This is a genomic window from Amycolatopsis sp. NPDC058340 (assembly GCF_042723975.1).
In the GTDB taxonomy this organism is placed as follows: Bacteria; Actinomycetota; Actinomycetes; order Mycobacteriales; family Pseudonocardiaceae; genus Amycolatopsis.
In genome coordinates, this window is sequence record NZ_JBHXIB010000036.1 from 39,518 (window position 1) to 54,378 (window position 14,861).

The window sequence follows — 14,861 nt, forward strand, 5'->3', positions numbered from 1 at the left end:
AGCCGCCGATGGGGTATTGGCTACAGTTTCGGCGACGGCACGTGAGCGAAAAGGCAAAGACGGGGACATGACGGCGAGCGCACTCAGCGAAGCTTCCGAAAAAGACGTGCCCGACCCGGCGGAGACGCCGGCCCGTCGTGGCCTGGCCGCCCGCATCGCCCCGTACCTCGCGGTGCTCGCCGGGGTGGCGGCCGTCGCCTGGCACGCCACCCTCTACGGCCACTGGATCGTCGACGACGCGGCCATCACCTTCTCCTACGCGCGCAGCTTCGCCGACGGGCTCGGGCCGGTGTTGCAGCAAGGGCAGCCGTCGGTCGAGGGCTGGTCGAACTCCACCTGGCTGGTGGCGCTGGTGCTCGGCAAGCTCGTCGGCGTCTTCGACAGCGGCATGCTGTTCGGCCTGCCCGACTACGTGCTGTTCCCGAAGCTGCTGGGGCTGCTGTTCACCGCCGGGACGCTGGCCGCGTGCCACATCGCGGCGAAGCAGATCTTCGCGCGCTTCGCCTGGCTGGCGACGTTGGTCGTCGGGCTGACGCTGGCCGCGATCCCGTCGTTCGTCATCTGGACGATCTCCGGCCTGGAGAACTCGCTGTTCGGGATGGCCGTCGCTTGGCTGGCCGTCCTGCTGTTCGTGGCGGTCCGCAAGGACACCGTGCTCACCGCGAAGGTCGCCGTCTGGTCCGGGATCCTGGTCGCGTTCGCCGCGCTGACCCGCCCAGAAGGCCTGATCTACGGCGGCGCGTATCCGCTCGTCGTCCTGTTCCAGCTGCGAAAGCCGCTGCTGGGGCAGAGCGTCAAACTCGTCGTGGTGTCCGTGGTCGCGTTCGCGATCCCGTTCGGGGCGTATCTCGCCTGGCGGATCACGGAGTTCGGCAGGCTGCTGGCGAACCCGTCCATCGCGAAGGGACAGGGCCTGCCCGGTCTCTCGGCGCTGAAGCAGCCCTTCGAGCTGGTCGGCTACGTCGGTGTCGCCGGGACGATCCTGCTGGCGCTGACCATCGGGTACGCGCTGGTCCGGGCGGAATGGCGGCGCGCGCTCATCGCGTTGCTGGTGCCGCTGGCGCTGGGCATCGTCGCGTACGGCGTGATGGTCCCGGACTGGATGGGCCAGCACCGCTTCGCGACCCCGATCTGGATCCTCTCGGTGCTGGCGGGAACGCTGGCCGCCGGCGAACTGCTGCGCCGGTCGCGAGCTGTGCTGCGGATCGTCGTGGTGCTCGTGCTGGTCGCGGCCGCGATCCCGTCCGGGATGGGTTTCGCGTCGGCGTCGAAGAAGTTCCAAGAGGTCCCGACGGTGCCCGCGTGCCTCATCGCCGACCGTTTCGGCCGCGGCTTCAACACCATGGCCGACATCCTCGGCCTCCAGCAGGCGTCGCTGCTGCTGCCGGACCTCGGCGGCTCGTCGATGACCAGCCGCCTGCACCTGGTCGACATGGCCGGGCTGGTCGAGGCGGACGTCGCGGACTTCCTCAAGAAGGGCGACCTGCCGGGGCTGCGCGACTACGTGTTCGACAAGGTCAAGCCGACCTTCATCCACTCGTGGGGCCCGTGGGCCGCGGGCAACGGCATCACCGTCGACCCGCGGATCGACCGCGACTACGAGCCGATCTTCGTGTACCCGGGCAGCGGGCCGCGCAACGGCGACTTCGTGCGCAAGGACGCCGTCTCCAGCCCGGAGAAGCTGAAGGCCGTCCGGGACTACGCCGCGAAGACCATGCCGGACGTCGAGAAGGCGCGTTTCGGCGGGCCGCTCAAGGACTGCGGCCCGACCATGCACCCGGGCCAGACCGTCTACCTGCCTCAGTAGGCCTCGTGAGTGGCAAGGACGGTTCTAACCGTCCTTGCCACTCACGAGGCTCGTAGCAGGGCCGCTTCCTTCTCCCGGATGACGGGCAGCACGTGCTTCCCGAAGTACTCCACGTCCTCCAGGTAGTGCAGGAAGCCGAGCAGCAGCAGGTTCGCCCCGCGCTTCTTGTACTCGATGGCCCGGTCGGCGATCTGTTCCGGTGTGCCGATGAGCCCGGTGCGGAAGCCGTCGTTGTACTGCACCAGATCCTTGAATTCCGAGTCGGCCCACATCCCCTTCTTGTCCGATGTGGAGCTTCCCGCCTGCTTGACGGCGCCGCGGAAGCCTTCGACGGCTTCGGTGTCCGCCTTCTCGACGATCTCGCGCAGCACGGCTTTCGCCTCACTCTCGGTCTCCCGCGCGATCACGAAGCCGTTGAGTCCGAATCGGACGGTGTGGTCGTTCGCGGCCGCGTAGCCGCGGACGTCCTCGACCTGCTCGCTGAACCCGTCGAAGTCCTTGCCGTTGCTGAAGTACCAGTCGGAGACGCGGCCCGCGAGCTTCCGGGCGGCGGTGGAGTTGCCGCCCTGGAAGATCTCCGGATGCGGCCGTGCGACCGGTTTGGGCTTGATGTCGAAATCGTGCACCCGATAGAAATCGCCGGTGAATTCGGCGTGGTCGCTCGTCCAGAGTTCCTTCAGCACGCGAATGAATTCTTCCGAACGACGGTACCGTTCGTCGTGTTCCAGCCACGGTTCGCCGAGGTTCGTGAATTCGTCCTTGAACCAGCCGCTGACCACGTTGACCGCCGCGCGCCCGCCGGAGATCACGTCCGCGCTCGCGATGAACTTCGCGAGCACCCCGGGATGCCACAGTCCTGGGTGGACCGCCGCGATCACCTTCAGCCGCTGCGTCGCGAGCAGCAGCGCGAGGCTGAACCCGGTCGATTCGTGCTGGTAGGCGGCACCGTAGCTGGCCGTGTAGCGGACCTGGCTCAGCGCGTACTCGAACCCGCTGTTCTCCGCGAGGACGGCGAGATCCCGGTTGTACTCGTAGCCCCAGTCGGTGCGCTGCTCGATGTCACTGGTGACCAGGCCGCCGCTCACATTGGGGACCCAATAGGCGAATTTGAGTGGTTCGGATTCGATTCCCGGCATGCCGCGGAGTGAACCCGCCGCCCCCGGAAACCGTCAATCGGCGTCCACGCGCTGAGACCGCCCGAGTGCGGAACTCAATTCGGTGCGCCCGGTGATGCCCAGTTTTCGGTAGGCCCCGGACAAATGCAGTTCGACGGTGCGGCGGGTCAGATGCAGTGCTTCGGCGATCTCCCGGTTGGTGAGACCCTGTGACGCCATCAGCGCGACGCGGTACTCCTGTTTGGTGAGACCGTGTTCGTTGTCCTTCGCCGTCGTGAGACCCGTCCGCGCGTCCCGCAGCGCCTCCGCGGCCCGCCTCTCCAGCGGCCGCGCCCCGCAGTGCTTGCTCGACCGCACGGCCATCCGCAGCGTGCCGATCGCCTTCTCGGCCTGCCCGTGCCGGGACTGCAGCACACCGAGTTCGGTCAGCGCTTCGGCCAGCGCGAGTTTCGCGGTCGATCCGCCGAGGACGTCGACCGCCTTGGTGAGCAGGCGTTCGCCCTCTTCGTCTTCGCGGACGAGGCCTGCCGTGGTCAGCGCGCCGCCGAGGATCCTCGGTGCTCCCCAGCGTTCCGCGGCTTCGAGATCCTCCTCGGCGAGCCGGGCCGCCGCGTCGGTGCGGCCGAGCGCCAGCGCGGTGCGGGCGGCGTGTGCCCGCCAGGGGGCGAAGCCGGGGAAGCGCATGCCGTGGTGTTCGAGACGGCGGCCGCAGCCGCGCAGATCTTCGTACCCGAGCTCAGGTTCGCCGGTGGCCGCGCGGAGCCTGCCCCGGGCGTAGAGCAGGTAGTTGTGCGGGAAAAGTGCTTGTGTGGCACCGAAATCGATTCGGTCCAGCAGAGCTTTCGCGACGTCGTGGCGGCCGAGGTCGACGGAGACCTCGATCAGCCTCGCCGCGCACAGCACCGCGATCGGGCAACGGCTGGTGACCCCGCGTTCGTCGAACTGCCGCACCAGCGATTCGTAGTGGACACTCGCGCGCACCAGATCTCCGCCCGCCTGCACGGCGATCCCGCGGGCGAGGGTGGCGAGGGCGCCTTTCGGCACGTGGAAGTCCCACGGCAGGCGTTTGGTGTCGAGCACTTGGCAGAGCTTGTCGGTGAGCGCGGGTTCGTCGGCGAGCGCGGCCGTCGCGAGCGTGAAGAAATACGGCTGCTCGAACAGTTCGGGTTGCTCGCCGGACAACGCCTCCCCGAAATGCCGGACGGCGTTCGCCGAGGACTTCCCGCCGCGCACCGTGTCGAGCGCGAGCAGGCCCGACCGGCTCTGTTGCGCGGCGGGATCGTTCAGCGGCGCCCATTGCCGTTCGAAATCGCGGAAATCCGGCGGTGGCCCGAGTCTGCTGCCCGCCTCGGCGAGATAGGTCATGCACAGCAGCGGCCAGACGGCGTCGGGCCCGCCCGCGTCGAGCCGCGCGGCGAACTGGCCCGCGGAGTTGATCGCCAGCCGCGCGTCCGGGCCGCAGCACAGCGAAAGGATCATGGCCGTCGCGACGAAGGCCGCGGTTTCCCGGTCGTCGATGTGATCGATGGCCTCTCGCACCCTGGCCGGCGCCGAATCCGGGTCGCAGTGGAATTCCGCGTGCGCGAGCTGGAGCAGGATCGCCATCCGCTTGCGTTCGCTGAGCCGTTCTTCGAGCGCGCGCGAAAGGAACCGGACGGACAGCTCCGGGTCGCCTTCGACCACCGAATGCCGCGCGGCCAGCCGCAGGACGTCGACCGCCCACGGGATCCTGATCGCGGTCGCCTCCAGGAGATGGACACCGACCCGCTCCGGCGCGGCACCCGCGTCGTGCAGCAGCCGTGCCGCCCGCGACTGGGTGACCGCCCTGGTGGTGAGCGGCATGTCGGCGAGCACCGAGTTGCGGACGAACCGGTAGGTCAGCGACGGCCGGTGGCTGTTGGACAGCAGGTGCACGCGCACCATCGTGTCGATGGCCTCCATCGCGGTGCCCTCGTCGACCCCGGCGAGCTGTGCCAGCAGGTCGAAACTCGCGTCCTCACCGAGGATCGCGACCGCTTCGAGCATCTTGGGCGCGGCGGTGTACTCGTGCATGCGGACCCGCAGCACCTCACCGATCATCGCCGACCCCGCGGTGTCCAGATCCATCCCCGGGACAAGACGGCGGCGCAGCGCGCCGAGCAGGAACGGGTTGCCGCCGGTGACCTCGCGGCATTCTTCGGCGAACCGTCCGGGAGAGATGCGGAGGAATTCGGCGACGTGCCGCGTGCCGAGCCCGCGCAGCCGGATCGTCGCCGGGGTGCAGCCGGACATCTCCAGCAGGGCGACCTCGCCGGTCTGCAGATGCCCGATCAGCGAGGTCAGCACGACCACCACCGGCAACTGCCCCACCCGATGCCGGATGTAGGCGAGACAGCGCATCGACCACGGGTCGGCGAGGTGGATGTTGTCGATGCCGAGGAAGACCGGCCCCTGTTCGGCGGCCTGGCGGACGGCGTGGCAGAAGGCGTCGAGCGCCTCCGACTGTTCCTGTTCGGTCCGGGGACGGCGGTCCGGCAGGATTTCGGCGGCGTGCGGCGCGCGCGGCCGCGGCGATCCGGGGTCGGCGGGCGCGTGGGTGAGCCCCTCGATCAGCTGACGGCCGACACCGCCGCTCAGGTGGGTTTCCAGCCGGGACGCGGTGGCGATCGCGACGGTGAACCCGGCCGCTTCGGCCAGCTCGCCGGCCGCGGTGAGCACCGCCGACTTGCCCATGCCGAACTCGCCGACCACCACCGCGCTGACGGCGCGGCCGTGCAGGGCGGCGCGGAACAGGCCGGTGATCGTGTCGAGTTCGCTGTCTCGGCCCAGTAACCCGGCGGCGCGGCGCTTCGGTACCGAAGGCCCGCCGAAGGGACTCTCGGGATTTACTTCGGTATGCACCGTAGAGACCTTCGTGTCGGCTTGCGGCAGACTACTCGAACGTAAGCGGTAGTGGGAGTGATCGCTGGTCGTCGAGGGGAGCAGGAGCCGAGATGTCCGCATCCGACGAGATCCGCCGGGACGAACGTTGCGACGACATCAAGGCCGCGACGACGCACGCCAGGAAGACCACGACGAGGTTGGCCGTGATCATCGACAGCCGGCCGCGACATCGCGTGGCGGCTGGGGACAGGTAGCGCAGATCGGCCCTCGCCAGCGCGTCTTCCACCGACGCGAATTCCGCGACCTGCCGTCCGCACCGCGCGCAGCCCCGCAAATGCTTCTCGAAGGCGTGAGCCTCGGCCCGGTCCAGCACACCGAGTACGTACGCCGCCACATCGGTGTGTTTCACCTTTCGCTTCCTCATCGCGAACCCAGCTCTCCTAACGACCGTCGCAATGTCTTCATAGCCGCGTACAGCCGTGATTTGACCGTTCCCTCCGGGATTCCCAATATCACCGCCGCCTCCCGGACCGTATGCCCGGTCAGATACGTCTCGTAGATGACAGCCTGATATTTGCTGTCCAGATAACGTAGCGCTTCGGAAATGACGAGTGCGGACAGTGACTGTTCGGTCTGGTCCGCTATTTCGGCGTTTTCAGAACTGTCCAGCTCGACCTCCTGCGGGCGGGCGCGCCGGTTTCGCCAGCCGTCGATCACGATCCGCTTCGCGACCGTGAGCAACCAGCCTCGCAACATTCCCGGCTCGCGGTTCAGCGTGTCCGAATGCTGCCAGGCGCGGATCAGTGTTTCCTGGACGACGTCTTCCGTCCATTGTTGATCATGGCCGGTCAGGTACATCACCTGTCCGAACAGGGTGTCCCGGAAATCCTTGTACAGCAACGAAACAAGCTCGTCGGAAACCTCGTTCCGGTGATGGTCGCCATCGAACCGGCACCCTCTGCCCACTGCTTCCATAAAGTTCGCCACCTCCCCGGCTGTGGAGGATTTCACGGGTTCGTACACCGTAGCGCAGACTATCGCCGTGAGCCATGTGCAGTAGTGCTCCGTTTACATTTAGTCGTCCGGTACGTATGGCGGCGATAAACGGTTCTAAATGTGTCGTGTGATGCACATCACACTCGCCCGTTCGACCTAGATCGAACCGGCCGCTCCGGTTCGCCGTACTCCCAGTGAGGCACTTTGAGAACGGGGACGGGTGAAATGATCTATCGACTGTTCGGACTGGTGATCGCCTGCCTGGTGATATGGGTTGGAACGCCCACCCATGCCTTCGCGGAAATCGACTCCCATGATCGGGAACTGCTCGTCCAGGTCCGCCAAGCGAGTTTGTGGGAAGGGCCGATCAGCCGTCAGGCGGAACAGCGGGGGAGCGGGCAGCGGGTACGGGAGGTCGGCCGGAAGCTCGCCGACGACCACGACCGGCTCGACGCGCAGGTCCGCGCGCTCGCTTCGAAGGTCCGCGTCGAACTCCCCGGCGAGCCCACCGAGGAACAGCGTTCCTGGAGCGACGAGATCACCGGGGCCGCCGGTGCCGACTTCGACCGCCTCTACGTCAATCGCGCCCGCGCCGCGCACGGGAGCGTCTTCGGTCTCGCCTCCCACGTGCGGGCCGCCACCCGTGACGACGCGATGCGGTCCTTCGCCCAGACCGCCGTCGACACCGTCATGCGGCATATGACCCTGCTCGAAAGCACCGGCATCGCCGAGACCACCTCGCTGATGGTCCCTCCCGGCGGCGGTGACGAACTCGACGGCGGCGACATCGCGCTCGGCGTGCTCATGGCGGGGATCGCCGGCGGCGCCACGTTCGGGCTCGTCCGCGTGCTCGGGGTGTCGGGCAGGCGCGGATGAACGCCACGCTCCTGGCGGTCATCCCGGCCCCGTCGCCGCACGACAGCGGGGTGCGGGACATCGCCGCCCTGTCGGCCCGGTTCGCCTACGTGACCATGTGCCTGACGCTGGTGTGGGGCGTGCTGAGCGCCACCGGCTGGATCAGGCGCGTCACCGGTCACGAGGCGTTACGCGGAGGTCACGTCGTGCTCGCGGTGTTCAGTCTCGCCACCGGCGTCGTCCACGGACTGTCCTATCTCTTCATCGACGACGACACGTTCGGCGTCCTCGCGCTGCTGATCCCGTTCGCCGGCGGGGGAGTCGCCAGGCACGCGGCGGGCGTCGTCGGGCTGGAACTGTTCATCGCCCTCGCGGTCACCGCGGCGGTGCGCCGGGGCGCGGCCGATGTCCGCGGGCAGCGGTTCCACCAGGCCGGCTACTTCGCGGTCGGCCTGCTGGCGATCCACTCCTGGCTGGGCGCGTCCGCGAATGGGAACCTCGCGACGGTCTGGCTCGGCGGGATCACCGTGCTCACCCCCGCGGTCGTGCTCACCGTGCTGCGGGTGCTCCCGCCGCGGGCGCTGGTCCGGCTGGGGCTGCTCGAAGGTGACACCGGCCGGGCCGAGCCGGTCCGGATCTCCGTCGACGACAAGAAATGCCACCGCTACGCCATCTGCCAGGCCGAAGCGCCGCAGGTCTTCCAGTTGCAGGGCGACGGTCAGCTGCGGTACCTCCGAAAACCCGGCGCCAAACAGATACCGCTGGCCCAGGCCGCGGCCAGGGCCTGCCCGATGCGGGCGATCCGGTTACAGGGGGCGGGACGATGAGCGAACGGATCGTCGTGGTCGGCGGCGGGCTGGCCGGGCTGCGCTGCGCGGAACGGTTGCGGGAGCTGCGGTTCGACGGCGAACTGGTGATCGTCGGCAACGAGCCGGAGCTGCCGTATCACCGGCCGGCGCTGTCCAAGCAACTGCTGACCGGCGCCACCGGCCCGGCCGAGATGATGCTCGCCCGGCTTGACGAGATCGACGCCGAATGGCGGTTCAACACCCCCGCGACCCATCTGCAGCCGGGCCGCCAGGTCGTCCATCTGCCCGGGGCGGAAGAGCTGCCCTACGACGGGCTCGTCATCGCCAGCGGCGTCGAACCGCGAAGGCTTTCCGGTGTGCCGCACGGACATCCGCGGGTGGTCGTGGTCCGGACCCTGGCCGACGCCGCGGAACTGCGCGACAACCTGGCCGCCGACCACGGGCCGGTCGCGGTGCTCGGCAGCGGGTTCATCGGCTGCGAGGTCGCCGCCAGCCTGCGCGAGATCGGCCGGGAGGTCACCATCATCGGCCGGTCGGCGAATCTGCTCGGCGAGGTCGTCGGCAAGCACATCGGGCAGAAACTCTCGGCACTGCACCGCTCGCGCGGGGTGCGGCTCGCGCTGGGCGCGTCCATCGACAACTGGCAGACCACGCCGAACGGGTTGCGGCTGCGGTCCTCCGACGGCTGGATCCTGGACGTCTCGTGCGTGGTGGTGGCCGTCGGCACGGTGCCGTCGATCTCCTGGCTGCGTGGGGCGAAACTGCCGCTCGACGACGGCGTCGTCTGCGCGCCGACCTGTCACGTGCTCGGGATGGCCAACATCGTCGCCGCCGGGGACGTCGCGCAGTGGCCGAACCTGCGTTTCGACGAGACGCCGCGGCGGGTCGAGCACTGGCTCAACGCCGTCGAGATGGGCCGGGCGGCCGCGGAGAGCCTCCTCGCCGGCCCGCAGGCCGCGCGGCCGTTCGCGCCGGTGCCGCGGTTCTGGTCCGAACAGCACGGCATGCGCATCCAGGCGGGCGGCATCCCGAAGCTCGGCACCGACACCGTCGCGCTCGCTTCACCCGTCGGTGGCGAACGGCCCGTCACCGGCTTCGTCCGCAAGGGACGGCTCGTCGGTGTCGTCGGCCTCGACAGCCCGTCCGCCGTCCTCCACTGGACCAACGAGATCGCGGAACAGAACCCCGTCAGCCACCCGGGAGAAACGGAGACGCCCGATGCGCCGATCGCGATTGACCATGCTCGCCGTCATCGCGGCGCTCGTCGTGGGCGCCGCGATGTGGTGGCAGGCGGCTGACCCCGTTTCGCTGACGGCCCAGGCACCGGTGACGGAATCGCTCCCCAGCCCGCGGGTGTCGCAACCCGTCACTTCGCGCGCCACTACTCCGGCGGACGCTCCGCCCGGCACGCGGCTCACCGCCGTCTACATGACCCGGATGGGGCAAGCCGTCCTCGACGAAACCGGCGCCGTGCTCTTCCGCTACGAACGCGACAACCCGCACAAGGCCCGTTCCGCGTGCCTCGGGGACTGCGCCGCGGTGTGGACTCCGGTCACGACCACCGGCACGCCGTCGGTGACCGGCATCGATCCCGCGTTGGTCGACACCATCAAACGTCCCGAAGGCGCCAAACAGGTGACTTTGGCGGGCTGGCCGCTCTACAAATTCGCCAACGCGCGGCCCGGCGAATGGACCGGGCAGGGCACCGACCACGTGTGGTTCGTGGTCCAACCCGACGGGCGGCGCAACCTGAACTGCCTGCCCGCACCCGTGCAGTAGGATTCGCCGACGGACGAGTCGGCGGGGCGGCCGCGAGCCGGGAAACCGGTTCGAGGAAAGTCCGGACTCCACAGGGCAGGGTGGTTGTTAACGGCAACCCGGGGCGACCCGCGGGACAGTGCCACAGAAAACAGACCGCCTTCGCTCGCTTCGCGGGCGGAGGTAAGGGTGAAACGGTGGTGTAAGAGACCACCAGCGTCCTGGGTGACCAGGACGGCTAGGTAAACCCCACCCGGAGCAAGGCCAAGAGGGAGCCGCAAGGCTCCTGCGCAGGCGATCGAGGGCTGCCCGCCCGAGCCTGCGGGTAGGCCGCTCGAGCCCGTCGGCGACGGCGGGCCTAGATGGATGGCCGCCACTCGCCCAGCCGCAAGGCGGGGCGAGGACAGGATCCGGCTTACACGCCGGCTCGTCCGTACTACTTCTGCGGCGAAGGGCGCTTTCCTCGCATCGCATGCGGGGAAAGCGCCTTTCGGCTCTCGCTACTTCGGCGCGTCTGGCCGCCCGGTCCAGTGAATGGTGTCCGGGAACTCGAAACGGTCCCGCAGATGCCGCTCCTCGGTGCGGCCGTGCAGCGTGAACGCGAAACTCGAACCGTCCGGCCAAGTGATGACCCGTTTGCGGAAGTCGATCCCGGGCGCTTGCGGTTTCCGGGCCTGCCAGAGGATCTCCGGCGGCGGCGCGTCGGCAAGGTCCCGGTACGTCGAACCGGTGTCCACCAGCGCGATCGCGGACGGCGAGCACACCAGCCATGGCCCGCTCGCCTTGCGGAGCCGATCGGTCAGCGCGAGCGCCATCGCGTTCGCCGGGCCCTTCACGCGGATCTCCCGCTGGAACGGGTGACCACCCTTGCCGCCGCCGCTGCCCGCACCGTTCAGCAACGCGAAGACGTAGACGAACGCGCCGCCGATACCGCGGAACACGTTCCAGAAGAACCGCCGGACGAGCCGTTTTCCCTTGACCGTGCCGTCCAGGCGCCTGCCGGGCACGTCGAAACCCAGGTCGGTGTCGCCAAGCCGCAGCACGAGGACCGGCTCGTGCCACTGGCCCGCCATCAGTTCCTCGACCCGTTCACGGAAGCCGGGACGGACCAGGGCCTTCTCCGCCTTGTCCTCCATACGCTCCTGGTGGGCGAAGATCTTGTCCGCCGCCCGCTGCCGGGAGTCGCTCAGATGTCGAGGTTCCCCCGCGTCTCCTCCGGGCTCTTGTCCCCGCCGATCTCGCTCTTGTTGAACCACGGCTCGTTCTCCCCCTCCGGCGTCACGGCTTCCTTGCCCTCGGTGTACGCGCCCTTCCCGGCTCCGATGCCGCCCTTGACGGCCGCGCCGGAGACCAGCGGACGTGCGCCGACCGAGGTGCCGAACATCGTGGTGAGCACCCGGTTGCTCGGCGTGAGCGCGACCCCGGCGGTGTTCTCCAGGACGTTCAGCGAGAACTTCGACTCACCGGCGTAGGTACCGATCCGGAACTTCCTCGTCATGTCCACGACCTTGGTCGCGTACTTCGCGAGGTACTCGATGAAGGTGTCGAGCAGCTTGCCGAACTTGCCGAGATACTTGGTCACCTTCTGCAGCACGCTGGCGGCCTTGGCGATGGACGCGGTCATCGCGGCGGCGACCGAACTGCCGAAGCTGATCACCGAAGCCGCCAGCGCGGGCAGCCAGATGGTGATCAGCCAGGAGATCAGCTCGGTGATGATCCCCTTGATCAGCTCTTCGATGACCACCATGACCATCGACCACATCTGCAGCACTTCGGCCACCGATCCGGCGGCCGAGCCGACGCCGCGGATCCCCGCGGAGAAGTCGCCCAGCGCTTCTTTCGCCGCCTTGCCCGCGTCGTCCACCCACTCGGCGAGCGCCGCGTCACCGGTCTTCTCGAAGTCGTCGGCGAGGGCGACGAAGCCGTTCGCGAGGGTCACGAAATTCTCCGACGCGTGCCCGATGGCCGGGCCGTCGCCGGTGACCTGGTGCAACGCGTCCTGCAGCGGCTGGACCAGCTCCAGCAGCATGTTCAGCCCGTGGCTGACCAGCCAGCCGATCGGGTCCATGGCGAAGGTGACCATGTCGGCCGCCGCGGCGCCGACGAACGCGGCACCGTCTCCGACCAGCGCGGCACCCGCGGACGCCAGTTCGGCCGGGTTGTCGGCCTGGGCCGCCTGCTGGGCGTGCGAGGCGATCGACTTGCCCGATTTGTAGATCGTGCCTGCCACCGGCACGTGCCCCATCGCGCGATCGAGGTTCGCGCTCATGCTCTCGTCGTACGCCTGGACATCGAGCCCGTCGGCGATACTCGACTTCTCCTCGGTCATGACCCCTACTTTCCGAGCGTTTCGTCGATGGTCGCCGCGTGCTTGCCGAACTCGACCTTTCCGGCCTCCTCGATGCCCCGGTACATTTCCGAGGCCTTGTTCAGCTTGGAGATGAACCCGTCGACGCCGTCCTTCATGTCGTTCATCAGCGAACGGAGTTCGCCGAGGCGATCGGTGTAGCCCTGTTTGGCCCAGATCCCGACGACGCCCCACGCCTCGTCGGTCACGTCGGCGGCGTCGATCTTGGCGCCGAACTTCTCCGCTTCCTGCTCGTAATAGGGGAGCTGCTGGGCGTACGCGGCGATCGCCGCGATATTCGTCTCGATTCCCTTTGACATCGTGGGAGTCCCTCGGTCGGTTCGGTCAGCTGCGGCGCAGGAAGGAGCCGTCGTCGAAATAGTCGTCGTCGTCCCGCGGGGCGGGGCGGCGCGCCGGCCGGGATGGCTGCTGCGGTTGCTGCTGCTGTGACGCGGGCTCTTCCTCGACGGTTCCGAACGCCTCGGCCTGCGCCTCGCGGACCTGCTCCGAGGTGTTGACGCCGAACGCCTCGCCGAACGTGTCGTCCACGATCCCGGCCTGCTGCTGGGCGGCGCCGGCGACGGCCTTGCGCAGGGTGCTCATGATGATCGAGGACAGGTGACCCGCTTCGAGGCGCATGGCGCCCGCGCTGAGCCGGAGGTCGGTGACGGTTCCGCCCGCCCCGGCGACCACCGTGACCTCTCCGGAGGGGGAGGTCACGGAGTTCTCGACCTGTGCGATCCGCTCCTGCATGTCGCCGACCTCGGCGAACCGAGCCTCTGCCTGGCGCACCTTGGCCTGGAAGTTCTCGAATTGGGCGATCAGTTGTTCCATCTGGGCGGACATCGTCGCTCCCCGTGCGCTGTGGTGATCCGGCTTCTGGAGTATGACGTAGGCGAGCTGGTTCGGTTCCGTGTCCGGTCCGGCGGGTGGTAGCAAAGGTCCCTTGCTCCCTCCGGCGCCGTGGTGGTCGCGCGAGGGTGGCGTCGACGAGGGTGGCTCAGGCGTGGCGACTGTGTGGATTTCGGGACGTCAGATGTCCCAAAATCCACACGGTCCAGTCTGGTAGCAAAGGTCCCTTGCTCCCCGGCGCGAAGACCACGTGGATCTCGGGTCACCCAACGCAACAAAATCCGCACGGTCACCACGCGGAGTAGGGGGTGTGTGGAAACAGGGACACTCAACGTCCCTATTTCCACACACCCCTCCCCAAAGTGGTAGCAAAGGTCCCTTGCTCTCTTTTCGCAGGTCAGCGGCCCAGGTGGTAGCAAAGGTCCCTTGCTTCCTCCGGCGCTGAGGGGGCCGCGAGCGCAGGCGGGGCCGGCTGTCCCGAAGCCGCCACGATCGCGCCAGGTGGTAGCAAAGGTCCCTTGCTCCATTCGACGACGAAACCTGCGCCCGGTACTTACCAGCCGGTAGGGTGCCCCCATGGGTGAAGCGAGTCGGGTCACGGGACGGTTCCGCGGGACGTTCGATGTACTGCATTCCCTTACCTACTTCGCCCCCGAGACGGAAGCCGCGCTCACCGGCGCGGGTCTCCGCCCGGGGCGAATGACCTACTTCGCGGGCCGCGCGGCGCCGATGGGCGCGGTCGGTCCCGGCGTGGTCGCGGCGACGTTCTACAACTTCAATCCCGAACTGGTCGCCCGCCACATCCCGCGGGCGTGGACGCTGGCCACGCCAGAAAAGATCATCGAAGCCCGGTTCGAAGCCGTCGACGCGACGCTGACCCGGCTGCTCGGCAAGGAGACCCTCGGCTCCGAACAGGTCGCCGAGGCGGCCGAACTCGCCCGCGAGGCGACCGGCGGGTGCCAGGTCGACGGCCGTCCCCTTTACGCGGGGCACGCCGGCCTCGACTGGCCGAGCGAGCCGCACCTGGTCCTTTGGCACGCCATCACCCTGTTGCGCGAGCACCGCGGCGACGGCCACATCGCCGCGCTCGTCGCCAGCGGGGTCGACGGCCTCGCCGCCCTCGTCACCCACACCGCCACCGGCAAGGGGTTCCTGCCCGCCGCGGCCAAGGCCTCCCGCGGCTGGGGCGACGAGCAGTGGGACGGCGCGGCCGCCAAGCTGCGCGAGCAGGGCATCCTCGATGACCAGGGCGGCCTGACCGAAGCGGGGGACGATCTTCGCGAGCGGCTCGAAGTCGCCACGAACGCGGCGTCGGCGGGACCTTGGGAGCACCTCGGCGAGGAGAAGACGAAGCGGCTTCACGAACTGTGCGGGCCGTTGAGCCGCCAGGCCGTCGAAGCGGGCGCTTTTCCCGCGAATGTGTTCTCGACGGGTCGATAATCACGCTATGTAGTGAAAAT

At 68.5% G+C, this 14,861-nt stretch carries 14 protein-coding genes and 1 other RNA gene; 7 read left to right on the forward strand and 8 right to left on the reverse strand.

The features are described from left to right. Positions 1-67: 67 nt before the first annotated feature. Complete coding sequence (locus ACFWIW_RS30135) at positions 68-1,807, forward strand: hypothetical protein (protein ID WP_378371587.1); 1,740 nt, start codon at positions 68-70, stop codon at positions 1,805-1,807. A 41-nt stretch (positions 1,808-1,848) separates the two neighbouring features. On the opposite strand, the gene sfnG is transcribed toward ACFWIW_RS30135, so the two are convergent. The 4 genes from sfnG to ACFWIW_RS30155 are packed head-to-tail and all read right to left on the reverse strand — an operon-like array spanning position 1,849 to position 6,759. Beyond that, the gene (gene sfnG / locus ACFWIW_RS30140) at positions 1,849-2,943 is read right to left on the reverse strand and encodes a dimethylsulfone monooxygenase SfnG (RefSeq protein ID WP_378371588.1); all 1,095 of its coding nucleotides are present in this window, start codon (positions 2,941-2,943) and stop codon (positions 1,849-1,851) included. 33 nt (positions 2,944-2,976) lie between these two features. After that, positions 2,977-5,802: an AAA family ATPase gene (locus ACFWIW_RS30145; RefSeq protein ID WP_378371589.1), complete on the reverse strand. Its 2,826-nt coding sequence runs from the start codon at positions 5,800-5,802 to the stop codon at positions 2,977-2,979. Between the two features lie 31 nt (positions 5,803-5,833). Next, positions 5,834-6,193, reverse strand: coding sequence for a zf-HC2 domain-containing protein (locus ACFWIW_RS30150; RefSeq protein ID WP_378371590.1), 360 nt, complete (start codon positions 6,191-6,193; stop codon positions 5,834-5,836). An 11-nt stretch (positions 6,194-6,204) separates the two neighbouring features. Beyond that, on the reverse strand, positions 6,205-6,759 hold the full coding sequence (locus ACFWIW_RS30155; protein WP_378371617.1) for a sigma-70 family RNA polymerase sigma factor: 555 nt from the start codon (positions 6,757-6,759) through the stop codon (positions 6,205-6,207). A gap of 246 nt (positions 6,760-7,005) precedes the next feature. Here ACFWIW_RS30155 and ACFWIW_RS30160 point away from each other — a divergent pair, with 246 nt between their 5' ends. The 5 genes from ACFWIW_RS30160 to rnpB all read left to right on the forward strand — a co-directional run bounded on the left by ACFWIW_RS30160 (position 7,006) and on the right by rnpB (position 10,636). After that, a complete protein-coding gene (locus ACFWIW_RS30160; protein ID WP_378371591.1) occupies positions 7,006-7,656 on the forward strand; it encodes a DUF4142 domain-containing protein in 651 nt (216 codons plus the stop codon). Further along, positions 7,653-8,462 (forward strand): ferredoxin, encoded by an 810-nt coding sequence (locus ACFWIW_RS30165; RefSeq protein WP_378371592.1) that lies wholly within the window; start codon positions 7,653-7,655, stop codon positions 8,460-8,462. Before ACFWIW_RS30160 ends, ACFWIW_RS30165 begins: the two co-directional genes overlap by 4 nt. Then, positions 8,459-9,742: an NAD(P)/FAD-dependent oxidoreductase gene (locus ACFWIW_RS30170; RefSeq protein ID WP_378371593.1), complete on the forward strand. Its 1,284-nt coding sequence runs from the start codon at positions 8,459-8,461 to the stop codon at positions 9,740-9,742. Before ACFWIW_RS30165 ends, ACFWIW_RS30170 begins: the two co-directional genes overlap by 4 nt. Further along, a complete protein-coding gene (locus ACFWIW_RS30175; protein ID WP_378371594.1) occupies positions 9,663-10,223 on the forward strand; it encodes a hypothetical protein in 561 nt (186 codons plus the stop codon). Before ACFWIW_RS30170 ends, ACFWIW_RS30175 begins: the two co-directional genes overlap by 80 nt. A gap of 14 nt (positions 10,224-10,237) precedes the next feature. After that, an RNA gene (rnpB, locus tag ACFWIW_RS30180) (RNase P RNA component class A) lies at positions 10,238-10,636 on the forward strand. A 66-nt stretch (positions 10,637-10,702) separates the two neighbouring features. Here the strand turns inward: rnpB and ACFWIW_RS30185 are convergent. The 4 genes from ACFWIW_RS30185 to ACFWIW_RS30200 are packed head-to-tail and all read right to left on the reverse strand — an operon-like array spanning position 10,703 to position 13,395. Continuing rightward, on the reverse strand, positions 10,703-11,338 hold the full coding sequence (locus ACFWIW_RS30185) for a hypothetical protein (protein WP_378371595.1): 636 nt from the start codon (positions 11,336-11,338) through the stop codon (positions 10,703-10,705). A gap of 50 nt (positions 11,339-11,388) precedes the next feature. Then, positions 11,389-12,531: a hypothetical protein gene (locus ACFWIW_RS30190; protein ID WP_378371596.1), complete on the reverse strand. Its 1,143-nt coding sequence runs from the start codon at positions 12,529-12,531 to the stop codon at positions 11,389-11,391. 5 nt (positions 12,532-12,536) lie between these two features. Next, positions 12,537-12,869 (reverse strand): hypothetical protein, encoded by a 333-nt coding sequence (locus ACFWIW_RS30195; RefSeq protein WP_378371597.1) that lies wholly within the window; start codon positions 12,867-12,869, stop codon positions 12,537-12,539. A 25-nt stretch (positions 12,870-12,894) separates the two neighbouring features. Next, on the reverse strand, positions 12,895-13,395 hold the full coding sequence (locus ACFWIW_RS30200; RefSeq protein WP_240595433.1) for a YbaB/EbfC family nucleoid-associated protein: 501 nt from the start codon (positions 13,393-13,395) through the stop codon (positions 12,895-12,897). Positions 13,396-13,977: 582 nt separating this feature from the next. Here ACFWIW_RS30200 and ACFWIW_RS30205 point away from each other — a divergent pair. Beyond that, the gene (locus tag ACFWIW_RS30205) at positions 13,978-14,841 is read left to right on the forward strand and encodes a hypothetical protein (RefSeq protein ID WP_378371598.1); all 864 of its coding nucleotides are present in this window, start codon (positions 13,978-13,980) and stop codon (positions 14,839-14,841) included. Positions 14,842-14,861 lie beyond the last annotated feature (20 nt).